Below are 22,832 nucleotides of genomic sequence, written 5' to 3'. Positions count from 1 at the left end.
GATTCAGGCCTTCTGTTCGAAGGCCACGTAGACCTTGCGGCAGGGCTCCAGCACTTCCCAGGTGCCTTTGAAGCCGGCCGGGATCACAAAGCGGTCGCCAGAGCGCAGGGTCTTGGCGTTGCCATCGTTGTCTCGCAGCACCGACACGCCCTGGAGAATCTCGCAGTATTCGTGCTCGGTGAAGTTCACCGTCCATTGGCCCACCGCGCCTTCCCAGATCCCGGCATTGAGTTGCCCGCACGGGCTGGCGTAATGGTTGAACACCGCTTGCTCGGGATCGCCCTTGAGCACTTTTTCCGGAGCGGGGCGGTAGCGTTCGCCCTCGGTGTTGGCCTGGCTGAAGTCGACGACGTTGTGGATGCTCATTCTTGTATTCCCCCGTGATTGCGGCGCGAGTGGCTATGAAGGCCAGAGTCTATGTTTATTAAAATGCACATAGCAATGCTGTTTTCCCGGGCTTTGTCAAATATATTGAAAGTACAGGGGTCGCTGGTTTAGGGTGGCGGGTGCCTTTGGCCGAAAACAGGCTGGCCGGGCAGAATTCTTCATGAGTGCCGGCGTAGTTCGCATGGCGCTTGTATTCAAATAAGAGGAGGACACTCGTATGACCACCCTGACTCGTGCCGATTGGGAACAACGTGCCCGCGACCTGAAAATCGAAGGCCGCGCCTACATCAATGGTGAATACACCGCTGCTGTTTCCAATGACACCTTCGAGTGCATCAGCCCGGTAGACGGTCGTGTGCTGGCAACCATTGCCAGCTGTGACGCCGCCGATGCCCAGCGTGCCGTGGACAATGCCCGCGCCACCTTCAACTCTGGCGTCTGGTCGCGCCTGGCGCCGGCCAAGCGCAAGTCCGTCATGATTCGTTTTGCCGGCCTGCTCAAGCAACACGCCCAGGAGCTCGCGCTCCTGGAAACCCTGGACATGGGCAAGCCCATCACCGACTCCCTGGAAATCGACGTGCCCGGCGCGGCGCAAGCCCTGAGCTGGAGCGGCGAGGCCATCGACAAGATCTACGACGAAGTCGCGGCCACCCCCCATGACCAACTGGGCCTGGTAACCCGTGAGCCGGTGGGTGTAGTCGCGGCCATCGTGCCGTGGAACTTCCCACTGATGATGGCCTGCTGGAAGCTGGGGCCGGCGCTGTCCACCGGTAACTCGGTGATCCTCAAGCCTTCGGAAAAATCCCCGCTGACCGCAATCCGCATTGCGGCTCTAGCGGTGGAAGCCGGGATTCCGGCTGGCGTGTTCAACGTGCTGCCCGGCTACGGTCACACCGTTGGCAAGGCCCTGGCCCTGCACATGGACGTGGACACCCTGGTGTTCACCGGCTCCACCAAGATCGCCAAGCAACTGCTGGTGTACTCCGGTGAATCCAACATGAAGCGCGTCTGGCTGGAAGCCGGTGGCAAAAGCCCGAACATCGTATTTGCCGATGCCCCGGACCTGCAGGCCGCCGCCGAATCCGCTGCCAGCGCCATTGCCTTCAACCAGGGCGAAGTCTGCACCGCCGGTTCCCGTCTGCTGGTGGAGCGTTCCATCAAGGACAAATTCCTGCCGCTGGTGATCGAGGCCCTGAAAGCCTGGAAACCGGGCAACCCACTGGACCCGGCCACCAACGTCGGCGCCCTGGTGGACACCCAGCAGATGAACACCGTGCTGTCCTACATCGAGGCCGGTCACGCCGATGGCGCCAAGTTGGTGGCCGGTGGCAAGCGCACCCTGCAGGAGACAGGTGGTACCTACGTCGAACCGACGATTTTCGACGGCGTCAGCAACGCGATGAAGATTGCCCAGGAAGAAATCTTCGGCCCAGTGCTGTCAGTGATTGCGTTCGACAGCGTGGAAGAGGCGATCCAGATTGCCAACGACACTCCGTACGGATTGGCGGCGGCGGTCTGGACTGCAAACATCTCCAAGGCGCACCTGACGGCCAAGGCGCTGCGTGCCGGCAGCGTCTGGATCAACCAGTACGACGGTGGCGACATGACCGCGCCGTTCGGCGGCTTCAAGCAGTCGGGCAATGGTCGGGACAAGTCGCTGCACGCGTTCGACAAGTACACCGAGCTGAAAGCGACCTGGATCAAGCTCTGAGTCTTCGGGGTTGAGGCAATGGCGTCCGCAAGGGCGCTTGCGCCGGCAAGCGCCACGCCTTACAGGCGTCTTTGTCCGAAGCTGTTGATCCACAGCGCAGCCGGACTTCCCGCGAGGGGAGTCCGGCTGTGTTGTCTGTGGCTTGCAGAATAATCATCCACAGGAGTGTGGAAATGCCTTGGGCGACTTATTTCGCCGTTTTATCCGCTGTCTTGAGTGTCGGCCTGGCCTTGGGCATGACCATGCCGCTGGTGTCCTTGCGCCTGGAAAGCTGGGGCTACGGACCCTTTGCCATCGGCGTGGTAGCGGCGATGCCGGCCATTGGCGTGCTGCTGGGCGCGAAGATTTCCAGTCGGCTGGCGGCCCGCTTCGGTACCGCCAACCTGATGCGCCTGTGCCTGTGGGCGGGTGCGCTCTCTATTGGACTGCTGGCGCTGTTGCCCAGCTATCCGGTGTGGCTGGCGTTGCGCCTGATTCTGGGCGTGGTGCTGACCATCATCTTCATTCTGGGGGAAAGCTGGATCAATCAGCTGGTGGTGGAGCAGTGGCGGGGACGGCTGGTGGCGTTGTATGGCAGCGGCTATGCCCTGAGTCAGCTGGCCGGCCCCTTGCTGCTTGGCGTCCTGGGGACCACGCAGGACTACGGCTTCTGGGTCTCGGTGGGATTGCTGGTGGCGGCGCCCTTGCTGCTGTTGGGGCGTAGCGGAGCGCCGAGCACCGAGTCTTGCAATGTCACCCTGATCGACCTCTGGCGCTTCTGTCAGACGTTGCCGGCGATTGGTTGGGCGGTGGCCTTGTTCGCGACTTTCGAGGCTCTGATCCTGACCTTGCTTCCGGTTTATTGCTTGAGCCAGGGCTTCACCGAGGACGTGGCCCTGGCCATGGTCAGCACCGTAGTGGTGGGCGATGCATTGTTGCAGCTGCCGATCGGCGCCTTGGCTGATCGCGTCTCCCGGCGCGGCCTGTTCACCGGTTGCGCGGTGATCCTGCTGTGCTCCAGCCTGGCCATTCCCCTGCTGTTGGACAGCGTATTGATCTGGCCGTTGTGGGTGCTGTTCGGGGCCAGCGCTGGTGGGCTGTTCACCTTGTCGCTGATCCTGATCGGCGAGCGTTATCGCGACGATGCTTTGGTACGAGCCAATGCTCATGTGGCGCAGCTGTGGGGTATCGGTTGTCTGATCGGTCCCTTGGTGGCAGGTGCGGGCAGCCAGTGGGTCAGCGGCCATGCGATGTTGCTGCTGGTGGCGGCGGGCGCCTTTGGCCTGTTGCTTCTGCTGCTGCGTCAGGGCGCTTTTGGCAGCGTCCAGGCGCAACCCTTGTAGCGCTTCAAAGCATGCGCTCCAGACCGATGCGAGTGCTCAGCCAGGCATTGATGCGTCGCCACCAACTGCCGGGCTCGTGGCTCAGACTGTGCAGCTGCCCATGGTCCTCGGTGATCCAGACCAGCTTGCCGTCCTCCAGTTTGACCTGGTAGCTGAGGGGCGGCGCCATCCCTTGCAGGGCCAGGGCGCGTACATGCTCGGCCAGTTCGGGGCTGTCCACCAGCACCCCGACCTCGGTGTTCCACAGCACTGAGCGTGAATCGAAATTGAATGAGCCGATAAAGCTCTTCTGTCGGTCGAAGACCATCGCCTTGCTGTGCAGGCTGGAGTCCGAGCCCTTCAAGGAACGGCTGTGGAACAGCCGCGGACCGCTGCCGCCGCCCCGCTCTGCGGGTTGCCTGCGCAACTCGTAGAGCTTCACGCCGTGTTCCAGCAAGGCCTTGCGATAGGGCGCGTAGCCGCCATGCACCACCGGCACGTCGGTGGCTTCCAGCGCGTTGGTCAAGAGGCTGACCGCGACCCCGGCGTCAGCCCGGCCGGTCAGGTACACCAGCCCCGGCTGGCCCGGGACGAAGTAGGCCGAGACCATGATCAGTTCCTTGCTCACGCCCTTGAGTTCCGGTGCCAACTGGGTGGTCAGCAGCAAGTGCGGGTCGGGATCGCCCTTGGCCAGGACCTTGGTGGGTGCGTCCCACAGGGCCTGGTTCCAGGCCCAGATCAGTTCCTTGCGCCAGATATCCATGCGCGGCTGGGTCTGGTAGGTCATCAGCTGGCGATACAGGGCCTGGTTTTGCCGGTGGCTGTCCTGTAGCGACTCTTCCAGGCGCTGGCGGGTGTTGTTCAGAGCCTGGGTTGAAGGTGCGTAAGACAGGAACTCGCCTATGGGCCGGCTCAGGGCACTGTTCCAGTATTGATCGAAGCTATGGCCCAGTTGTTCGGCCACGGGGCCTGCGCTGAACATGTCGATGTCGGTGAAGTTGAGATTGGGTTCGGCATCGAAGTATTCATCGCCGATGTTGCGCCCGCCGACGATGGCCACGCTGTTGTCCGCCAGCCACAGCTTGTTGTGCATCCGGCGATGCTGTTGCGACAGGTTGAACAGGCGGCCCACGGCTCGGGTAACGCCGGTGCTGCGGCCCAGGTGCAGCGGGTTGAACAGGCGGACCTGGATCTGCGGGTGGGCGGCCAGGGTGGCGATGATCTGGTCCAGCCCGTCGCTGGTGGTGTCGTCCAGCAGGATGCGTACCCGCACACCTCGATCGGCAGCCTTGAGCAACTCGTCCACCAGCATCCGTGTGCTGATGCCGTCATGAACGATGTAGTACTGCAGGTCGAGGCTGCTCTGGGCGTTGCGGATCAGCTCGGCGCGGGCCATGAAGGCTTCGGTGCTGTTGGGCAGCAGGCGAAAGCCGGAGCGTCCCTGGTAGGGGGCGGCCTGGGCCCGGATGGACTGGGCGAAGCTGGAGTCACTGGCGGCCAACGCTTGGCTGGGCTGGTAAGGCACTTCCTGGGTGGCGCAGCCGCCTAGCCCGAGGGTCAGGATCAGCGGCAGGATAAACCCCTGTTTACGGCTCAAGTCAGGTCGTCTCGCATCGCGGCGCGGGTTGGCATGGGGCAGTGGGCTTCCTGCAACGTGACCCGGGGTTCAGTCCTGGGTTTCGCTGAGCAGCTTGATGGCTGCGGAGCCGACTTTGCGTACCGCGTCTTCGATCTGCGCGGTTGGCTTGGCAGCGTAGTTCATCCGCAGGCAATTGCGGTATTTGCCCGAGGCGGAAAAGATACTGCCCACGGCGATCTGCACGCCTTGGTCGAGCAATGCCCGGTTGAGTTTCAGAGCGTCGAAGCCTTCGGGCAGTTCGATCCACAGCATGAAACTGCCCTGGGGGCGACTGGCGCGGGTGCCCGTGGGGAAATAGCGGCTGACCCAATCGAGCATCAGGTCGCGATTGCGCTGGTATTGAGTGCGCATCTTGCGCAAATGTGGCTCGAAATGACCGCTTTTCAGGAATTCGGCGATGGCCACCTGGGGTTGCGGGGCGGTGGAGCCGGTACTGATGTACTTCATGTGCAGCACCCGCTCCAAGTAGCGGCCGGGTGCGACCCAGCCGATACGCAGGCCGGGGGCCAGGGTCTTGGAGAAGGAACTGCACAGCAGAACCCTGCCGTCATCGTCGAAGGACTTGATGGTTCGCGGGCGTGGATAGGTGTAGGCCAGTTCGCCATACACGTCGTCCTCGATGATCGCCACGTCGAAGCGCTGGGCCAGGGTCAGCAGGGCCCGCTTGCGCGACTCCGGCATGATGTAGCCCAAGGGATTGTTGCAGTTGGGGGTCAACTGTATGGCCTTGATCGGCCACTGCTCCAGGGCCAGTTCCAGGGCTTCCAGGCTGATCCCGGTAATAGGGTCGGTGGGGATTTCCAGGGCCTTCATGCCCAGCCCCTTGAGGGTCTGCATGGCGCCGTGAAAGCTCGGCGAGTCTACGGCGACGATGTCCCCGGGCTCGCAGATAGCGCGAATGCTGGAGGACAGGGCTTCATGGCAGCCAGTGGTGATCACCAGGTCATTGGCCCCCAGCTGGCAGCCCGAATCCAGCATCAGCCGCGCCACTTGCTCGCGCAATTCCAGCACGCCGTAGATGTTGTCGTAGTGCAGGCCGGGCATGTCCTGGCGCCGGCTGAGCCGGGCCAGGGCCCGTAGCAAGGGCTTCATGGTTGGCGTGGTGATGTCCGGCATGCCGCGGCCCAGTTGCACCACATCCTTGCGCGGCACCGCGCGGATCAATTCCAACACCTGGTCCCACTGGGAGATTTCCACCGGCCGCTGGGCCGGGCGACCGACTGCCGGCAGCGCAGGCAACTCACGGCTGGGGGGACGAAGTACCCGGATTTTGGCTTGGGCATGGCCAGGCCGTTGTCTTCCAGTACACGGTAGGCCTGCTGCACGGTACTCAGGCTGACCCCGTGTTCTACGCTCAGCGCGCGCACCGAGGGCAGTCGATCACCGGGGCGATAGAAGCCCTGTTCGATGCGGGTGCCCAGGAGTTCGGCGAGGTTCACGTAGAGGGTCATGGCGTTGGCTCGAAGTGGCAGTCATGGAGGACCAGTACAGATGAGGCAAAAATACGGCATTCAGCGGGAATTTTGGCAAATCTGTATGGAAGTAATGCCGCTGTATTGGGTCTGTATTGGTTTTGCTATGGCGCCCATCATGCTCGCTCATGGCAACTTGAGTAAACAGGAGCAATGGAGATGAACGGCTTGAGCGATGTGCGGCTGTCGTTACGCGGTCAGGAGCTGGAAGTCGAGCAGGAGCGGGCGGCGGCGACCCTGTCGCGCACTACGCCGTCCGGGCTGGGAACCTGGGACCTGTACTGGCATCGATTGCGTACCCGCAAGGCGTTGCTGGAGTTGACCGCCGAGGAGTTGCGGGATGTGGGGCTGAGCCGCGAGGAGGCGCGGGCCGAAGGCCTCAAGCCTTTCTGGCGGCTGTAATCCGCGGCGACAAGGAGCCGCGGAAGATCAGGCCAGCTCTTTCAGGCGATGCCAGAGCATGCCCAGGGCCAGCAGTGGCGAGCGCAGGTGCTTGCCGCCAGGAAAGGTGATGTGCGGCACCTTGGCGAACAGGTCGAAGCCGCCGCCCTGTTGACCGCTGATGGCCTCTCCCAGCAACTTGCCCGCCAGGTGCGTGGCGTTCAGCCCATGGCCTGAATAGGCCTGGGCGTAATACACATTGGGCTGGTCCTTGAGTCGGCCGATCTGTGGCAGGCGGTTGGCGCCGATGCCGATCATGCCGCCCCACTGGTAGTCGATCTTCACCTTGGCCAGTTGCGGGAACACTTCCAGCATCTTCGGCCGCATGTACGCGGCGATGTCCTTGGGGTCGCGTCCCGAGTAGTGGCAGGCACCGCCGAACAACAGGCGCCGATCGGCCGAGAGCCGGTAGTAGTCCAGAGCGACGCGCTGGTCGCAGACCGCCATGTTCTGTGGCAATAGCTCTTGCGCCTGGGCCTCACTCAAGGGTTCGGTGGCAATGATGTAGCTGCCGGCCGGCAGCACCTTGCCCCCCAGCTCCGGGTTGAGGTCGTTGAGGTAGGCGTTGCAGCCCAGCACCAGGGTCTTGGCGCGGACCGTGCCGCGATGGCTGTGGACCTTGACCTCGGGCCCGTAGTCGATGCGAGTCACCGCCGAATGCTCGAACAGACGCACGCCCATCTGCTGCGCCGCCCGGGCTTCACCCAGGGCCAGGTTCAGTGGATGCAGATGGCCCGAGCCCATGTCGATCAGCCCGCCAACGTAGCGTGTGGAGCCCACTACGCTGTGCATTTCACTGGGCTGCAACAGGCGGGTTTCGTGGCGATAGCCCAGGCTGCGCAGCTCTTCGGCGTCTTCGGCAAAACCCTCAAGGTCTGCTGGCTTGTTGGCCAGGTCGCAGTAGCCCCAGGTCAGATCGCAGGGGATCTGCAGGCGTTCGATACGCTGGCGGACGATTTCCACCGCCTCCAGGCCCATGAGCTTCATCTGCCGCACGCCGTCGCTACCGATCACCTTGGTGAACTGCTCCAGGCCGTGGCCGACCCCGCGAATCAACTGCCCACCGTTGCGGCCGCTGGCGCCCCAGCCGATCTTGCGGGCTTCCAGCAGGATCACGCTGAACCCGCGTTCGGCCAGTTCCAGCGCGGTATTGAGCCCCGAGAATCCGCCGCCTACCACGCACACGTCCGCCGTCAGCTCGCCTGCCAGTGTCGGGTAGTCCGGCTGCGGCAGGCTGCTGGCGGCATAGTAAGAGGCGGCGTGCCGATCGCTGGCGGCGGATGGCTGAGCACTGGCGGGCATGGAAAGTGTCCTGATCAGGGGGTCTTTAAAAATTGCCGGAGCATAAGCCGCGGCTTTCGTTTGCGGCAACCGCAGGACGCCCGGCCCTGTCTGCTGCCAGGCATTTAGGGCAGAATTCATGGCTATTCATGCCCCGGTAGCCTTTTTCATGAGCTGTAACCGTCAAATCGTCCGTAGTTTGCGTCAGCAGATTCCCTCGTTCGAGTGCGTTCCTGGTTGCCACGACTGCTGCGGCCCAGTCACCACTTCGCCTGAGGAGATGTCCCGCCTGCCGCGCAAGACCGCTGCCGAGCAGGACGCCGCCATGGACGAGCTCAACTGTGTGCACCTGGGCCCCAATGGCTGCACGGTGTATGACGAACGCCCGCTGATCTGTCGCTTGTTTGGCACCACGCCGAGCCTGCCGTGCCCCAACGGCCGGCGTCCCGTGGAGATGATCCACCCCCGGGTCGAGAAGCAGATCCACGACTACATGGCCAGCAATCGTCAGGTCCTGGTCTAGCCCCTGGCGCTCCGAGCCAGCTTGCCGCGGAACCGGCGCCCCTCATCTCAATCCGGAATCGGCAGGCTCAGGCTTTCCTTCACTTCCTCCATCACGATGTAGCTCTTGGACTCCCGTACATGGGGCAGCTTGAGCAGGATGTCCCCCAGCAGCTTGCGATAGGACGCCATCTCCGAGATCCGCGCCTTGACCAGATAGTCGAAGTCCCCGGACACCAGGTGGCACTCCAGCACGTGCGGCAGCTTCAGCACCGCCCGGCGAAACTCCTCGAAGGTATCCCCTGACTTGTAGTCCAGGCTGATCTCGACGAACACCAGCAGGCTGCCCTTCAAGTGCTGCGGGTTGAGCCGGGCGTTGTAGCCCATGATGATTCCTTCGCGTTCCAGGCGGCGCACTCGCTCGGTGCAAGGGGTGGTGGAGAGTCCGACCCGTTCCCCCAGCTCGGTGAAGGAAATGCGTCCATCGGCCTGCAGAATTCGCAGGATATTGCGATCTATCTTGTCCAGGGCACGACGGGTCTGATGATTGGTGCGCATAGGGGATGCCCCTCCGTGAAAAGCGATATTGCCGAGAATTCTCGCCAAATATAGGCGGTTATATAGTGAAAATCACTGCTCAATGTTTCTTACACTGCGCCCATCTTTGCTCTGAATAACAAACGTCAGCGGTCAAGCCGCGATGAGGGATATGAAAATGCGCGTTCTGGTCTTGGGCAGTGGCGTTATCGGAACCACCAGTGCCTATTACCTGGCTCGAGCCGGGTTTGATGTGACCGTGGTGGACCGCCAGCCGGCTGCAGCCATGGAAACCAGTTTCGCCAACGCCGGTCAGGTTTCCCCTGGCTATGCCTCGCCCTGGGCTGCTCCGGGCGTGCCGCTCAAGGCCATCAAATGGCTGCTGCAGCGCCACGCACCGCTGGCAATCAAGGCCACCGCCGATATCGACCAATACCTGTGGATGGCGCAGATGCTGCGTAACTGCACTGCCAGCCGTTATGCAGTGAACAAAGAGCGCATGGTGCGTCTGTCCGAATACAGCCGTGACTGCCTCGACGAATTGCGCGCGGAAACCGGCATCGCCTACGAAGGTCGCAGCCTGGGCACCACCCAGCTGTTCCGCACCCAGGCGCAACTGGACGGTGCGGCGAAAGACATCGCCGTGCTCAAGGAATCCGGCGTACCGTTCGAGCTGTTGGATCGCGAGGGCATCGCCCGGGTCGAGCCGGCTCTGGCCAGCGTCACCGACATCCTTGCCGGTGCCCTGCGCCTGCCGAATGACCAGACCGGCGACTGCCAGATCTTCACCACGCGCCTGGCTGAAATGGCCATCAAGCTGGGTGTGGAGTTCCGTTTTGGCCAGGACATCCAGCGCCTCGACTTCGCCGGCGACCGGATCAATGGCGTGTGGATCGACGGCAAACTGGAAACCGCCGACCGCTACGTGCTGGCCCTGGGCAGCTACTCGCCGCAATTGCTCAAGCCGCTGGGCATCAAGGCCCCGGTGTACCCACTCAAGGGCTACTCCCTGACCGTGCCGATCACCAACCCGGCCATGGCCCCGACTTCGACCATCCTCGACGAGACCTACAAGGTCGCGATCACTCGTTTCGATAACCGTATCCGGGTCGGTGGCATGGCCGAAATCGCCGGTTTTGACCTGTCGCTGAACCCACGCCGGCGTGAAACGCTGGAGATGATCGTCAACGATCTCTATCCTCAGGGCGGCGATCTGTCCCAGGCCAGTTTCTGGACCGGGCTGCGTCCTACCACCCCGGATGGCACGCCCATCGTCGGTGCCACGCCGTTCCGCAATCTGTTCTTGAACACCGGTCATGGCACCCTCGGTTGGACCATGGCCTGTGGTTCCGGTCGTTTGCTGGCGGACCTGATGGCCAAGAAAAAGCCGCAGATCAGTGCCGAAGGCCTCGATATTTCCCGTTATGGCAACCCTCAGGAGTCAGCTAAACATGTCAATCCAGCGCCAGCTCACCAATGAGCGCATGAGTCAGATCGTCGTTCACAGCGGTACGGTGTATCTGTCCGGGCAAGTCGGCGATGACATGAGTGCCGGGATCGAACAGCAAACCCGGGAAACCCTGGCCAACATCGAGCGTCTGCTGGACCTGGCGGGCACCGACAAGAGCAAGCTGCTGTCGGTGACCATCTACCTCAAGGACATCGATGCCCACTTCGCAGGCATGAACAGTGTCTGGGACCAGTGGCTGCCAAAAGGCGTGGCCCCGGCCCGGGCCACTGTGGAGGCCAAGCTCTGCGAGCCGGAAATCCTCATCGAGCTTTCCGTGGTGGCTGCTCTGCCTTGAGCGACAAGATCCCTCTCCCGGTGCCGGTGGCGGCCAGCCGTTATCCAGCACCGGTTTTTTATTCCCCCATGACCGCCTAGAAGTCTGCCGCCATGCGCCCTGCCCGTGCCCTGATCGATCTCCAAGCCCTGCGTCACAACTACCAACTGGCCCGTGAAGTCTCGGGTGTTCGCGCCCTTGCGGTGATCAAGGCTGATGCCTACGGTCATGGCGCCGTGCGTTGCGCCCAGGCGCTGGAGGCCGAGGCCGACGGCTTTGCCGTGGCCTGCATCGAAGAGGCCCTGGAACTGCGCGCCGCCGGTATTGGTGCGCCGATCCTGCTGTTGGAAGGTTTCTTTGAGGCCTCCGAGTTGGCGCTGATCGTCGAGCATGATTTCTGGTGTGTGGTGCATTCGCTGTGGCAGCTCGAGGCTATCGAGCAGACACCGGTGGCCAAGCCGCTGACGGTCTGGCTCAAGCTGGATTCGGGCATGCACCGGGTTGGCCTGCATCCCAAGGATTACCAGACGGCCTATCAACGGCTGCAGGCCAGCGGCAAGGTCGAGAAGATCGTGCTGATGAGCCACTTCGCCCGTGCTGACGAGCTGGACTGCCCGCGCAGCAGTGAACAGGTCGCGGTATTCGAGGCGGCTCGTCAGGGGCTGGGGGCTGAAATCAGCTTGCGTAACTCGCCGGCGGTCATGGGCTGGCCGAGCGTGCCCAGTGACTGGGTGCGTCCCGGCATCATGCTTTATGGCTCTACGCCGTTCGAAGAAAACAACTCCGTGGCTGAGCGACTGCAGCCGGTCATGACCCTGGAATCCAAGGTGATCTGTGTGCGTGAGCTGCCCGCCGGCGAGCCGGTGGGCTATGGCGCCAAGTTCATCACCGACAAGCCGATGCGCATCGGCGTGGTCGCCATGGGTTATGCCGATGGCTATCCGCGCCACGCGCCGACCGGCACTCCGGTGCTGGTGGACGGCCAGCGCAGCCGCCTGCTGGGCCGGGTGTCCATGGACATGCTGTGTGTCGACCTGACGGATGTGCCACAGGCCGGGCTGGGTTCCCGGGTGGAATTGTGGGGCAAGAACATCCTCGCCAGCGAGGTTGCCCTGGCCGCCAATACCATCCCTTATCAGCTGTTCTGCAACCTGCGTCGGGTGCCGCTGGTGTACTGCGAAGACTGAGATTACGCGGGTTGTACCGAAAGTCGCCTGCCCTCGGGGGAATCGGGGCCAAGTGTTGTAAATACTGAACGCTGTCGCCATGATAACGCTCAATTACAACAACGCCTGATTCCCGCCTAGGAGGCTGCCGCATTGGACGTCGGTGAACGACTACAATCCATCCGTAAACTGAAAGGTCTTTCCCAGCGTGAACTCGCCAAGCGTGCGGGCGTCACCAATAGCACCATTTCAATGATCGAAAAGAATAGTGTCAGCCCCTCGATCAGCTCGCTGCGAAAGGTGCTGGGCGGCATTCCCATGTCCATGGTCGAGTTCTTTTCCGAGGAAATCCTCCAGGAAACGCCTTCTCAGATTGTCTACAAGGCCCACGAACTGATCGATATCTCCGATGGCGCAGTCACCATGAAGCTGGTGGGCCGGGCGCATCCGAGTCGTGCTATTGCGTTTCTCAACGAAATCTACCCGCCCGGCGCCGATACCGGGGAAGAGATGCTCACCCACGATGGCGAGGAAACCGGCATTCTTCTCGAAGGTCGCCTGGAACTGGTGGTAGGGCTGGAGACATTTGTCCTGGAGGCCGGTGACAGCTACTACTTTGAGAGTACGAAGCCGCACCGTTTCCGTAATCCGTTCGATGCTCCGGCGCGACTAATCAGCGCAGCCACTCCGGCAAATTTCTAGACCAAGAGGCATCCTGCAAGGTTTGCAGAGAGGCCCCCAGCGACATTTCGCCGCGATTAAGACCCCTTCGACTTTGGGGTTGTTTCAGTGTGGCGGGCTAACCGTTATACTTTCGCCCGCCTGCGAAACCGTGGCCGCAGGCGTGACTAGCCACCATTGAGGGTGTACGCGTGAACCTAATTATGAAAATGCTGGCCGCACCAGCAACCGTATTGGCCCTTTGGGCAGTCAGCGCTCAAGCTGCGACTAATGATGACATTGCCAAGCGTCTTGAGCCTGTTGGCCAGGTCTGCGTTCAGGGGCAGGAATGCAAGGGTATGGAAGTCGCTGCTACTGCAGGTGGTGGCGGTGGTGCGAAATCCCCGGATGACGTGATTGCCAAGCATTGCAATGCTTGTCACGGCACCGGCCTGTTGGGTGCGCCGAAAATCGGTGACACCGCAGCCTGGAAAGAGCGCGCCGATCACCAGGGCGGCCTCGACGGCATCCTGGCCAAGGCCATCACCGGTATCAACGCCATGCCGCCTAAAGGCACCTGCGCCGATTGCAGCGATGATGATCTCAAAGCTGCTATCCAGAAGATGTCCGGCCTGAAATAAGTCGCCATCTTCAGCGAAAAAGCCGCTTACGAGCGGCTTTTTTGTGGGCGTAATTCAGCCAGTGCACTGTTCAAGGCAGCAAACTCCCGGCAAGCTCGGTCCAACCTCAATTCATGGATGGTCCCCGGAGGGTCAGATGCTGCAATCCTGTTCTATCGAGCATGCGGTAGATGAAGTGCTCGCCCGTTTGCCGCAACACATTCACATGGGCATGCCCCTGGGCCTGGGCAAACCCAACCGTTTTGCCAACGCTCTGTATCGCCGCATTGGCCAATTGCCCGAACGCCAACTGACGATCTATACCGCCCTGAGCCTGGGCCGTCCGTCCCTGGGCGACGGTTTGCAGAAGCGCTTTCTCGAACCCTTCGTGGAGCGGGTGTTCGGCGACTATCCGGAACTGGATTTCCTTGCCGACCTGCACCGTGACAGCCTGCCGGCGAACATCCGCGTCGAGCAGTTCTTCATGCAGCCCGGCAGCCTTTTGCACAGCGCCGCAGCGCAGCAGGACTACGTCAGCAGCAACTACAGCCATGCCGCCCGGGACATCAACGCCGCCGGTCTCAACCTGGTGGCGCAACTGCTGGCCCGCGATCCGCAACACCCCGGCCGCCTGAGCCTGAGCTGCAACCCGGATATCACCCTCGACATGCTGCCGATGATCGCCAAGCGTCGTGCGGCGGGGGAGACCATCCTGATTCTCGGCCAGGTCCACAGTGACCTGCCTTATATGCCCGGGGACTCCGAGATCGATGCTGCGGACCTCGATCTGCTGATCGACGAAGAAGAGCGCAGCACCCTGTTTTCCACGCCGAACATGCCGGTGGGGATTCAGGATCATTGCATCGGCTTGCATGCCAGCACCCTGGTGCGCGACGGCGGCACCTTGCAGATCGGCATTGGCTCCATGGGCGACGCGCTGACCGCAGCCTTGCTGGCACGGCAGGCCGACAACGACGGTTATCGTGCCCTGCTGGCGGATCTGCAGGTTGACCACTGGCAGGCGCTGATCGACCGCGAAGGCGGCGTCGAGCCCTTTGCCCAGGGGCTCTATGGTTGCAGTGAAATGTTCGTCAACGGCCTGCTGGCCCTGGCGGATGCCGGCATCGTGCGGCGCAAGGTCTACCCGACCCTGGAGCTGCAACAGCAAGCCAACGCCGGCACTCTGGATGCGGCCACGGCTGGCGGGGTCTCGGTCCACGGTGGTTTCTTCCTTGGCCCGCGCAGTTTCTATCAGCGGTTGCGCGAGCTGCCCAAGAGCAAGCTGGCGCAGTTCAACATGACCGCCATCAGCTACATCAACGAGCTGTATGGCCATGAAGAACTCAAGCGCCTGCAGCGCCGGGATGCGCGATTCATCAACAGCGCGTTCACCATGACCCTGATGGGCGCGGCGGTGTCCGATCAGTTGCAGGGCGGGAAGGTGCTCAGCGGTGTGGGCGGGCAGTACAACTTCGTTGCCCAGGGACATGCTTTGGCAGATGCCCGATCGGTGCTGATCCTGCGCAGTTGGCGCGAATCCGCTGGCGAGGTCAGTTCCAACATTGTCTGGGAGTACGGCCATTGCACCATCCCGCGCCATCTGCGGGACATCGTGATCACCGAGTACGGTATTGCCGATCTGCGGGGTAAAACGGATGCGCATGTGATCGAGGCGCTGCTCAACATCAGCGACTCACGCTTTCAGCCGGGGTTGCTGGAGCAGGCACAGAAGGCCGGAAAACTGCCGAAGGATTTTCGTCTGAACCCGCGTTTTACCGACAACAGCCCACAGCGTTTGCAGAGCATTCAGGCGCGTCATCGCCACCTGTTTCCCGAGTATCCGTTGGGCAGTGATTTCAGCGATGAAGAGCGTGACCTGCTGCGGGCGCTGAACTGGCTCAAGAGCAAGTTCAAGCTCAGCGAGATCCTTGAGCTGGGCAAGGCGGCACTCGATGCGCCGGAGCCTGAGGCATTTGCGGCGCACCTTGAGCGCATGGGGCTGGAGCAGCCCGATGGGCTGCGCGAGGAACTGTATCAGCGCTTCCTGCTGGCCGGGCTGCAGGCCACGGCACCCACCTTGTCGTAGGTGCCGGCTTGCCGGCGAATGGGCCATCAAGCCTTGCGCTGCTCTCAAGGGCGTCTTCGCTGGCAAGCCAGCTCCTGCACAATTCAACTCCTGAGCAGGCCTGGCGGGCGAGGTTACTCGATGAAGGTGACCACGCCACCGGCCAGGGATTTGACCCGGGCCAGGGATTCCACGCGGTAGCCCTGGGCGTCCAGCTCGGCACGGCCGCCCTGGAAGGACTTCTCGATCACGATGCCCAGGCCGGCCACGGTGGCACCGGCCTGCTTGATGATCGAGATCAGTGCCTGGGACGCCTTACCGTTGGCCAGGAAGTCATCGATGATCAGCACACGATCGCTGCTGGTCAGGTGCCGTGGGGAGATGGCGACGGTGCTTTCCACCTGTTTGGTGAAGGAGTACACGGTGGCCGACAGCAGGTTCTCGGTCAGGGTCAGGGACTGGTGCTTGCGGGCGAAGATCACCGGCACGCCCAGGTTCAGGCCGGTCATGATGGCCGGGGCAATCCCCGAGGCTTCGATGGTGACGATCTTGGTGATGCCCGAGTCCTTGAACAGCGTGGCGAATTCATCGCCGATCAGCTTCATCAACTGCGGGTCGATCTGATGGTTCAGAAAGGCGTCGACTTTCAGTACTTGATCGGAAAGCACGATGCCTTCTTCGCGAATTTTCTTGTGCAGTGCTTCCACGGAGCTTCCTCAAATAGCGCCTGTTGCGCCAAAGGTCAGTTAAAAATAGTCGATTTTAGCGCTTTAACATCGCGCGTATATCCGCCAAAGCGCTATTGCCGCGAACGGCTTTGACTTCGGTCGGCGTGTCGTCGTTGCCTTCCCAGGCCAGGTCGTCCGGGGGCAATTCATCGAGGAAGCGGCTCGGTGCGCAGTCGATGATTTCACCGTATTGCTTGCGCTTGGCCGCGAAAGTGAAGGCCAGGGTCTGGCGAGCACGGGTAATGCCCACGTAGGCCAGGCGTCGTTCTTCCTCGATGGTATCGGCTTCGATACTGGAGCGGTGCGGGAGGATTTCCTCTTCCATGCCCATGATGAACACGTAGGGAAACTCCAGCCCCTTGGAGGCATGCAAGGTCATCATTTGTACACCTTCGGCGCCGTCTTCCTCTTCCTGCTGGCGTTCCAGCATGTCCCGCAGGACCAGCTTGCCGATGGCGTCCTCGACGGTCATTTCGCCGTCTTCGTCTTTTTCCAGGGTGTTCTTCAAGGCCTCGATCAGGAACCAGACGTTGCCCATCCGGTAGTCCGCGGCCTTGTCGCTGGAGCTGTTGGTGCGCAGCCAGTTCTCGTAGTCGATGTCCATGACCATGCTGCGCAGGGCAGATATCGGGTCTTCGCCGGCGCATTGTTCACGGACGCGGTCCATGAAGCGCTTGAAGCGCGCCAGGCGATCAGTGAAACGGCTGTCCAGGTGCTCGCCCAGGCCGATCTCATCGGTGGCGGCGTACATCGAGATCTTGCGCTCGGTGGCGTAGTTGCCGAGTTTTTCCAGGGTCGTGGAGCCGATTTCCCGGCGCGGCACGTTGATCACTCGGAGGAAGGCGTTGTCGTCGTCCGGGTTCACGATCAGGCGGAAGTAGGCCATCAGATCCTTGACTTCCTGGCGTCCGAAGAAGCTGTTCCCGCCGGACAGGCGATAGGGCACCTGGTGGTGCTGCAGCTTCAGTTCGATCAGCTTGGCCTGGTAGTTGCCCCGGTAAAGAATGGCGAAGTCGCTGTAGGGCCGGTCGGTGCGCAGGTGCAGGCTGAGGATCTCCATGGCCACCCGTTCGGCCTCGGCGTCTTCGTTGCGGCAGCGGATCACGCGGATCTCGTCGCCGTGGCCCATCTCGCTCCACAACTGCTTTTCGAACTCGTGGGGGTTGTTGGAGATCAGCACGTTGGCGCAGCGCAGGATACGGCTGGTGGAGCGATAGTTCTGCTCCAGCATCACCACTTTCAGGGACGGGTAGTCGTCCTTGAGCAGCATCAGGTTTTCCGGGCGCCGCGCCACGCCAGGCGTAGATCGACTGGTCGTCGTCGCCCACCACGGTGAACTGGTTGCGTTTGCCGATGAGCATTTTCACCAGCAGGTACTGGCTGGCGTTGGTGTCCTGGTATTCGTCCACCAGCAGGTAGCGGACCTTGTTCTGCCATTTCTCCAGGATGTCGGCGTGTTCTTCGAACAGCTTCACCGGCAGCAGGATCAAGTCATCGAAGTCCACCGCGTTGAACGCTTTGAGCGTGCGTTGGTAATGGGTGTAGACGATGGCTGCGGTCTGTTCCTTGGGGTTGCGGGCATTTTCCAGGGCTTGGGCCGGCAGGATCAGGTCGTTCTTCCACGAACCGATCATGTTCTTGATCTCGTCGACACCGTCGTCCCCGGAGTACTCCTTCTGCATGATGTCGGTCATCAGGGCCTTGACGTCGGCTTCGTCGAAGATCGAGAAGCCCGGCTTGTAGCCCAGCCGCGCATGCTCCTTGCGGATGATGTTCAGGCCCAGGTTGTGGAAGGTCGACACGGTCAGGCCACGGCCTTCGCCGGCGCGCAGCAGGGTGCCGACCCGCTCCTTCATTTCTCGCGCGGCCTTGTTGGTAAAGGTCATGGCGACGATGTACTGGGCGCGGATGCCGCAGTTCTGGATCAGGTGCGCGATCTTGCGGGTGATCACGCTGGTCTTGCCGGAGCCTGCGCCGGCGAGCACCAAAAGAGGGCCGCCGACATAGTTCACGGCTTCTTGCTGCCGGGGATTGAGTCGGGACATGACGGTAAAAAGGGATCGGTTACGAAAAGGGCGGGCATTTTAACAGGCTGGACAGATTCTGCTGCTCTCTCCGACTTGTGACGCACAACGCTATCTAAATTTGCCGGTTTTGATACTTTCCCTCAGGATGCGCGCTGAATATGCGTCTAATGTTCGAGTTAGAGCGGTACAAGAAATTGCGTATGATAATCAATATCAATTGTTATTGCTTATTTGCGCGCCATAATGCCCGCCGCCAACTCATTTTGCAGAGTCTAGGGAGCTAGCTTGTCTAAGCCTGTCGAACCCTTGCGTTTGCTGCTACTGGCCGAAGAGCCTGTGTGGACAGCGTTGTTGCGCGAGTGTGTCGCTCCGTTGGGAGACTCGGTGGTATTGATCAGTGCTCCCACCTGGGAGTCGGTCAGTCGTTTGTTCGAAGACGATCGCAATGCGGTCCTGTTGACCATTCCACGCCTGCAGCCCGGTCCCGGGCGTTGCAGTTTGCCCACCATTCTATTGCTGGACCATGAGCCCTCAGTAGCCCCGGTGGGTGTCAGCGACTGGCTGGTGGGTTCTTGCCTGAGTACCGACGCCCTGCGTCGCTGCCTGCGTCATGTACGCGAGCGCGGTGTGCTGGAAAACACCCTGCAACGCCTGGCCGAGCAAGACCCCCTGACCGGCATCGCCAACCGCCAGGGCTTCCAGACCCTGCTGGCCGCACGGCTGGCGGAAAACGACGGTCGCGGCCTGGCCCTGGGGCACCTGGACCTGGACAACTTCCGCCACGCCAACGACGCCCTCGGCCACCAGGCCGGCGACCGCCTGATCTTGCAGGTGGTGTCGCGGCTCAAGAGCCAACTGGAGGCTGGTGACCAACTGGCCCGCCTGGGCAGCGACGAGTTTGCCCTGCTGATCGACACCCGCCGCGCGCCGCAGCGCGCCGAATGGATGGCTGAACGCATCACCGAAGCCATGGCCGAACCCTATTGGGTCGATGGCGAAAGCTTGTTGATCGGCTGCAGCCTGGGGATTGCCCATGCCCGAGCCAATGCCGGCGCCGACCCGTTGATGTGGCATGCACATATCGCCATGCAGCAGGCCAAGAGCACCCAAGGCTGCACCTTTCATATCTTCAATGAGCGGATCAACCGCAACGCCCGCAGCCTCGCCGATCTGGAAAGCGAACTGCGCCGAGCCTTGCGCCGTGATGAGCTGGAGCTGCATTACCAACCCCGGCTGAACCTGCATGACGGCAAGATCGTCGGCCTCGAAGCCCTGGTGCGTTGGCGCCACGGCGAGCGCGGCTTGCTGCCTCCCAGCGAGTTTGTGCCCCTGGCGGAACAGAGCGGGCTGATCGTGCCCTTGGGCTACTGGGTGATTTCCCGTGCTCTGCGAGACATGCAGGCCCTGCGCGAGCGTGGGCTGCCCTCGCTGCACATGGCGGTCAACCTGTCGTTCCGCCAGTTTCAGGACAGCCAGTTGCTCTCGACCCTGAGCCGGCTGATCGCCGAGCGCGGGGTTGAGGCCCAGTGGCTGGAGTTCGAGCTGACGGAAACCGCAGTGATGCGCCGCAGCGATCTGGTGAAGCAGACCATGGATGCCCTGGGGCGCCTGGGGGTGCGTTTTTCCCTGGACGACTTCGGCACCGGTTTCTCTTCCTTCGTCCACCTCAACAGCCTGCCGATCACCCTGCTCAAGGTCGACAAGAGCTTTGTCGGGGGCATGGAGCAGCGTGAAGAGAACCGCAAACTGGTACACGCCATGATCAACCTGGCCCACAACCTCAATCTGGATGTGGTGGCCGAAGGTGTGGAAACCGCGGAGCAACTGGCGTTGCTACGAGGCTTTGGCTGCGATCAGGTCCAGGGCTACCTGATCAGCAAGCCGTTGCCCCTGGCGGACCTGATGGAGTACCTGACGTTCGGCAGCAGCCAGCAGTCGCTGCAGGAGGGGATGCTTTAAGCGACGGATACCGGTGCTGATCCAGCGCCTTGGGCGGCGGGGACCCGCTCCCCGTCAATCCGCGCTGCTGGCTTGAACGTTCATCGCCGCAACCACGGGCTCGTGCTTGATCATGCGGCGCATCCGCCACTCGAACGCCAGGGTCAGGCTGATGGCCGCGCAGGCCAGGCCCAGGGCCAGTCCCCACCAGACACCGGTCGGTCCCCAGCCCAGGGTAAAGGCCATCAGCCATGCCGATGGGGCACCGATCAGCCAGTAGCAGCCCAGGCCCACCAGGAAGGTGGTCTTGGCATCCTTGAGACCGCGGATGGCGCCCATGGCGATGGTCTGGGTGCCATCGAACAGCTCGAACCAGGCCGCTACCGCCAACAGGCTCACCGCCAGTTGAATCACCTCGGCGAAGGCCGGGTCGTTATGGTCGAGGAACAGCCCGATCAACTGGTTGGGCAGCAGCCAGAAAACCATCGCGAACCCCAGCATCGCCACCGCGCCGAAGGCGATGCCTACCCGTCCGGCCAACCGTGCATCCAGCAGTTGTCCGGCGCCGTAGTGCTGGCCGATGCGCATGGTGATGGCGTAGGAGATACCCGCCGGCACCATGAACGCCACCGACACGATCTGCAGGGCGATCTGGTGCGCCGCCAGCTGGGTGCTGCCCATGGTGCCCATGCACAGCGCGGCGAAGGCGAACAACCCGACTTCCACCGCATAGGTGCCGCCGATGGGCAGGCCCAGGCGCCACAGTTCGCGCAGGTAATGGGTGTTCAGCCGGGCCAGGCCCTGGCGCAATGGGTACGCGGCATAGGCTGGATGGCGCTTGATGTGCCAGGCCAGGGCCAGCGCCATGCAGTTGGCGACGATGGCGGTCACCAGGCCGATGCCCATCAGGCCGAGTTTCGGCAGGCCGAACATGCCGGTGATCAATGCATAGTTGAGCAGGAAGTTGGCCACAGTCCCTGCCAGGCTGATGACCATCACCGGCGTCGCCCGGCCGATGGCGCTGGTGAAGCCGCGCAAGGCCATGAAGCTCAAGTAGCCGGGCAGGGCGAACGGCAGGATCAGCAAGAACTGGCCGGCAGCCTGGACGTTGCTTTCAGTCTGGCCAAAAAGCAGCAACAGCGGTTTGAGGTTCCACAGCAGCAGGCCGGCGACCAGGGCCATGATCCAGGCCAGCCACAGGCCGGCCTGGGTCAGGCGGGCGGCGCCCTGAATGTCTCCGGCGCCCTGACGAATCGCCACCAGGGTGCCGACCGCGGCAATCACGCCGATGCAGAAAATCGAGACAAAGGAATAGCTGGCGGCGCCCAGGCCACCGCCGGCCAGGGCTTGCGGGCTGAGGCGGGCCATCATCAGGGTGTCGGTGAGAACCATCAGCATGTGCGCCAGCTGGGAGGCGATCAGCGGCCCCGCCAGCCGCAGGATGGCCCAGAGTTCGGTACGTGCTGGATGCTGCATGGTCATCAGGCTCGATCAGGGTAAAGTCGGGGAGAGCGCTGATTCTCGGCGCTTCCGGGCCATAGCACAAAGGGATAAAAATACTTGCTGGCATGATAAAAACTCATGCGAATATCTTTCTGGTAGCGTTGCGTCATTCCGCTGCTGGAGCGCGTCCATGTCCCGTCGTCTTCCTCCTCTTTATGCCCTGCGCGCTTTTGAAGCGGCGGCGCGGCACAGCTCGTTCACCCGCGCGGCCGAGGAACTGTCCATTACCCAGAGCGCTGTCAGCCGGCATATCCGCACCCTGGAGGAGCACTTCGCCTGCCGGCTGTTCCAGCGCAGCGGGCGCAATCTGCAACTGACCGAAGCGGCGCGCTTGCTGCTGCCGGGTATCCGCGAGGGTTTCGGTGCCCTGGAGCGGGCCTGCAATACCCTGCGGGCCGAAGACGACATCCTGCGCATGAAGGCGCCGTCGACCCTGACCATGCGCTGGTTGCTGGCCCGCCTCAGCCGCTTCCGCCATCTGCAGCCGGGCAACGAAGTGCAGCTCACCAGTGCCTGGATGGACGTGGACTCCGTGGACTTCAACCAGGAGCCCTTCGACTGCGCGGTACTGCTGAGCAACGGACACTTTCCACCGGACTGGGAAGCCAGCTACCTGTTCCCGGAGTTGCTGATCCCGGTGGGTGCTCCGAACTTGCTCGAAGACCCGCCCTGGGATGTGGCGCGGCTGGCGGCCACGGAGTTGTTGCACCCGACTCCGGACCGGCGGGACTGGCGCAGTTGGCTGGAGCAGATGGGGCTCACGGATCAGGTTTCCCTCAAGGGCGGGCAGGTGTTCGACACCCTGGAACTGGGGATGATTGCGGCGGCTCGGGGTTACGGCGTGTCCATGGGGGATCTGCTGATGGTGGCCGAAGATGTGGCTCAGGGTCGCTTGAGCCTGCCCTGGCCGACCGCCGTCGCCAGTGGCTTGAACTATTACCTGGTGTGGCCCAAGACCCGGCCGGGAGGCGAACGTTTGCGTCGCCTCAGCGACTTTCTCCAGGGCGAGGTCCAGGCCATGCAACTGCCCGAGGTAGAGCGCCTCGGCTGAAACGATGCAGTGCCCGGCCG

At 62.3% G+C, this 22,832-nt stretch carries 18 protein-coding genes and 2 pseudogenes; 12 read left to right on the top strand and 8 right to left on the bottom strand.

Features of this window, described 5'->3' with window-relative positions; genetic code table 11:
* Positions 1-3: 3 nt before the first annotated feature.
* Positions 4-366 (bottom strand): cupin domain-containing protein, encoded by a 363-nt coding sequence (locus ACMGF8_RS04000; RefSeq protein ID WP_102862257.1) that lies wholly within the window; start codon positions 364-366, stop codon positions 4-6.
* Positions 367-604: 238 nt separating this feature from the next.
* Here ACMGF8_RS04000 and ACMGF8_RS03995 point away from each other — a divergent pair, with 238 nt between their 5' ends.
* Both ACMGF8_RS03995 and ACMGF8_RS03990 read left to right on the top strand, forming a co-directional pair.
* Positions 605-2,098, top strand: a complete 1,494-nt coding sequence (locus ACMGF8_RS03995) for an aldehyde dehydrogenase (protein WP_102862256.1) — start codon at positions 605-607, stop codon at positions 2,096-2,098.
* 173 nt (positions 2,099-2,271) lie between these two features.
* The gene (locus ACMGF8_RS03990) at positions 2,272-3,420 is read left to right on the top strand and encodes an MFS transporter (RefSeq protein WP_102862255.1); all 1,149 of its coding nucleotides are present in this window, start codon (positions 2,272-2,274) and stop codon (positions 3,418-3,420) included.
* A 4-nt stretch (positions 3,421-3,424) separates the two neighbouring features.
* On the opposite strand, the gene ACMGF8_RS03985 is transcribed toward ACMGF8_RS03990, so the two are convergent.
* A complete protein-coding gene (locus ACMGF8_RS03985; protein ID WP_102862254.1) occupies positions 3,425-4,996 on the bottom strand; it encodes a phospholipase D family protein in 1,572 nt (523 codons plus the stop codon).
* Between the two features lie 69 nt (positions 4,997-5,065).
* A pseudogene (locus ACMGF8_RS03980) lies at positions 5,066-6,489 on the bottom strand (PLP-dependent aminotransferase family protein).
* A gap of 180 nt (positions 6,490-6,669) precedes the next feature.
* On the opposite strand from ACMGF8_RS03980, the gene ACMGF8_RS03975 reads away from it, so the two are divergent.
* Positions 6,670-6,912, top strand: coding sequence for a DUF1127 domain-containing protein (locus ACMGF8_RS03975; RefSeq protein ID WP_102862252.1), 243 nt, complete (start codon positions 6,670-6,672; stop codon positions 6,910-6,912).
* Positions 6,913-6,939: 27 nt separating this feature from the next.
* Here the strand turns inward: ACMGF8_RS03975 and ACMGF8_RS03970 are convergent, their stop codons facing one another.
* Positions 6,940-8,253 (bottom strand): NAD(P)/FAD-dependent oxidoreductase, encoded by a 1,314-nt coding sequence (locus tag ACMGF8_RS03970; protein WP_102862251.1) that lies wholly within the window; start codon positions 8,251-8,253, stop codon positions 6,940-6,942.
* A 148-nt stretch (positions 8,254-8,401) separates the two neighbouring features.
* Between ACMGF8_RS03970 and ACMGF8_RS03965 the strand changes: the two genes are divergently transcribed.
* The gene (locus ACMGF8_RS03965) at positions 8,402-8,755 is read left to right on the top strand and encodes a YkgJ family cysteine cluster protein (RefSeq protein ID WP_102862531.1); all 354 of its coding nucleotides are present in this window, start codon (positions 8,402-8,404) and stop codon (positions 8,753-8,755) included.
* A 47-nt stretch (positions 8,756-8,802) separates the two neighbouring features.
* Here ACMGF8_RS03965 and ACMGF8_RS03960 read toward each other — a convergent pair whose 3' ends face one another.
* Positions 8,803-9,291 carry an Lrp/AsnC ligand binding domain-containing protein gene (locus ACMGF8_RS03960; RefSeq protein ID WP_011064210.1) on the bottom strand — a complete coding sequence of 163 codons (489 nt, stop codon included), beginning with the start codon at positions 9,289-9,291 and terminating at the stop codon, positions 8,803-8,805.
* Positions 9,292-9,448: 157 nt separating this feature from the next.
* Between ACMGF8_RS03960 and dadA the strand changes: the two genes are divergently transcribed.
* The 6 genes from dadA to ACMGF8_RS03930 all read left to right on the top strand — a co-directional run bounded on the left by dadA (position 9,449) and on the right by ACMGF8_RS03930 (position 15,586).
* Complete coding sequence (gene dadA, locus ACMGF8_RS03955; protein ID WP_102862530.1) at positions 9,449-10,750, top strand: D-amino acid dehydrogenase; 1,302 nt, start codon at positions 9,449-9,451, stop codon at positions 10,748-10,750.
* On the top strand, positions 10,722-11,075 hold the full coding sequence (locus tag ACMGF8_RS03950) for a RidA family protein (RefSeq protein WP_102862250.1): 354 nt from the start codon (positions 10,722-10,724) through the stop codon (positions 11,073-11,075). The genes dadA and ACMGF8_RS03950 overlap by 29 nt, the downstream gene beginning before the upstream one ends.
* A 92-nt stretch (positions 11,076-11,167) precedes the next feature.
* Positions 11,168-12,241, top strand: a complete 1,074-nt coding sequence (gene alr / locus ACMGF8_RS03945; RefSeq protein ID WP_250329735.1) for an alanine racemase — start codon at positions 11,168-11,170, stop codon at positions 12,239-12,241.
* A gap of 132 nt (positions 12,242-12,373) precedes the next feature.
* Positions 12,374-12,922 (top strand): cupin domain-containing protein, encoded by a 549-nt coding sequence (locus ACMGF8_RS03940; RefSeq protein WP_102862248.1) that lies wholly within the window; start codon positions 12,374-12,376, stop codon positions 12,920-12,922.
* A 182-nt stretch (positions 12,923-13,104) separates the two neighbouring features.
* Positions 13,105-13,521, top strand: a complete 417-nt coding sequence (locus tag ACMGF8_RS03935; protein WP_416758751.1) for a c-type cytochrome — start codon at positions 13,105-13,107, stop codon at positions 13,519-13,521.
* Between the two features lie 136 nt (positions 13,522-13,657).
* Positions 13,658-15,586 (top strand): acetyl-CoA hydrolase/transferase family protein, encoded by a 1,929-nt coding sequence (locus ACMGF8_RS03930; protein WP_207166750.1) that lies wholly within the window; start codon positions 13,658-13,660, stop codon positions 15,584-15,586.
* 113 nt (positions 15,587-15,699) lie between these two features.
* Here ACMGF8_RS03930 and ACMGF8_RS03925 read toward each other — a convergent pair whose 3' ends face one another.
* On the bottom strand, positions 15,700-16,272 hold the full coding sequence (locus ACMGF8_RS03925) for a xanthine phosphoribosyltransferase (protein WP_016968070.1): 573 nt from the start codon (positions 16,270-16,272) through the stop codon (positions 15,700-15,702).
* A gap of 55 nt (positions 16,273-16,327) precedes the next feature.
* A pseudogene (rep, locus tag ACMGF8_RS03920) lies at positions 16,328-18,338 on the bottom strand (DNA helicase Rep).
* 267 nt (positions 18,339-18,605) lie between these two features.
* Here rep and ACMGF8_RS03915 point away from each other — a divergent pair.
* The gene (locus ACMGF8_RS03915) at positions 18,606-20,279 is read left to right on the top strand and encodes a putative bifunctional diguanylate cyclase/phosphodiesterase (protein WP_102862244.1); all 1,674 of its coding nucleotides are present in this window, start codon (positions 18,606-18,608) and stop codon (positions 20,277-20,279) included.
* Positions 20,280-20,333: 54 nt separating this feature from the next.
* Here ACMGF8_RS03915 and ACMGF8_RS03910 read toward each other — a convergent pair whose 3' ends face one another.
* Entirely contained in the window at positions 20,334-21,734 is a 1,401-nt protein-coding gene (locus tag ACMGF8_RS03910; RefSeq protein WP_205413492.1) for a NorM family multidrug efflux MATE transporter, read from the bottom strand.
* A 157-nt stretch (positions 21,735-21,891) separates the two neighbouring features.
* Between ACMGF8_RS03910 and ACMGF8_RS03905 the strand changes: the two genes are divergently transcribed.
* Positions 21,892-22,812, top strand: coding sequence for a LysR substrate-binding domain-containing protein (locus ACMGF8_RS03905; RefSeq protein WP_102862242.1), 921 nt, complete (start codon positions 21,892-21,894; stop codon positions 22,810-22,812).
* The last annotated feature ends 20 nt before the right edge of the window (positions 22,813-22,832 follow it).

Origin of the sequence: Pseudomonas sp. BNK-7 (assembly GCF_048072025.1) — a bacterium.
In the GTDB taxonomy this organism is placed as follows: Bacteria; Pseudomonadota; Gammaproteobacteria; order Pseudomonadales; family Pseudomonadaceae; genus Aquipseudomonas; species Aquipseudomonas danubii.
Note: the sequence above shows the minus strand (reverse complement) of the source record. Positions and strands in the feature narration are given on the sequence as shown.

What these genes read in the sequence shown, in the direction of transcription:
- ACMGF8_RS04000 (WP_102862257.1), bottom strand. Translation starts at nt 366, where the DNA reads ATGAGCATCCACAACGTCGTCGACTTCAGCCAGGCCAACACCGAGGGC.
- ACMGF8_RS03995 (WP_102862256.1), top strand. Translation starts at nt 605, where the DNA reads ATGACCACCCTGACTCGTGCCGATTGGGAACAACGTGCCCGCGACCTG.
- ACMGF8_RS03990 (WP_102862255.1), top strand. Translation starts at nt 2,272, where the DNA reads ATGCCTTGGGCGACTTATTTCGCCGTTTTATCCGCTGTCTTGAGTGTC.
- ACMGF8_RS03975 (WP_102862252.1), top strand. Translation starts at nt 6,670, where the DNA reads ATGAACGGCTTGAGCGATGTGCGGCTGTCGTTACGCGGTCAGGAGCTG.
- ACMGF8_RS03970 (WP_102862251.1), bottom strand. Translation starts at nt 8,253, where the DNA reads ATGCCCGCCAGTGCTCAGCCATCCGCCGCCAGCGATCGGCACGCCGCC.
- ACMGF8_RS03965 (WP_102862531.1), top strand. Translation starts at nt 8,402, where the DNA reads ATGAGCTGTAACCGTCAAATCGTCCGTAGTTTGCGTCAGCAGATTCCC.
- ACMGF8_RS03960 (WP_011064210.1), bottom strand. Translation starts at nt 9,291, where the DNA reads ATGCGCACCAATCATCAGACCCGTCGTGCCCTGGACAAGATAGATCGC.
- dadA (WP_102862530.1), top strand. Translation starts at nt 9,449, where the DNA reads ATGCGCGTTCTGGTCTTGGGCAGTGGCGTTATCGGAACCACCAGTGCC.
- ACMGF8_RS03950 (WP_102862250.1), top strand. Translation starts at nt 10,722, where the DNA reads ATGTCAATCCAGCGCCAGCTCACCAATGAGCGCATGAGTCAGATCGTC.
- alr (WP_250329735.1), top strand. Translation starts at nt 11,168, where the DNA reads ATGCGCCCTGCCCGTGCCCTGATCGATCTCCAAGCCCTGCGTCACAAC.
- ACMGF8_RS03935 (WP_416758751.1), top strand. Translation starts at nt 13,105, where the DNA reads ATGAAAATGCTGGCCGCACCAGCAACCGTATTGGCCCTTTGGGCAGTC.
- ACMGF8_RS03930 (WP_207166750.1), top strand. Translation starts at nt 13,658, where the DNA reads ATGCTGCAATCCTGTTCTATCGAGCATGCGGTAGATGAAGTGCTCGCC.
- ACMGF8_RS03910 (WP_205413492.1), bottom strand. Translation starts at nt 21,734, where the DNA reads ATGCAGCATCCAGCACGTACCGAACTCTGGGCCATCCTGCGGCTGGCG.
- ACMGF8_RS03905 (WP_102862242.1), top strand. Translation starts at nt 21,892, where the DNA reads ATGTCCCGTCGTCTTCCTCCTCTTTATGCCCTGCGCGCTTTTGAAGCG.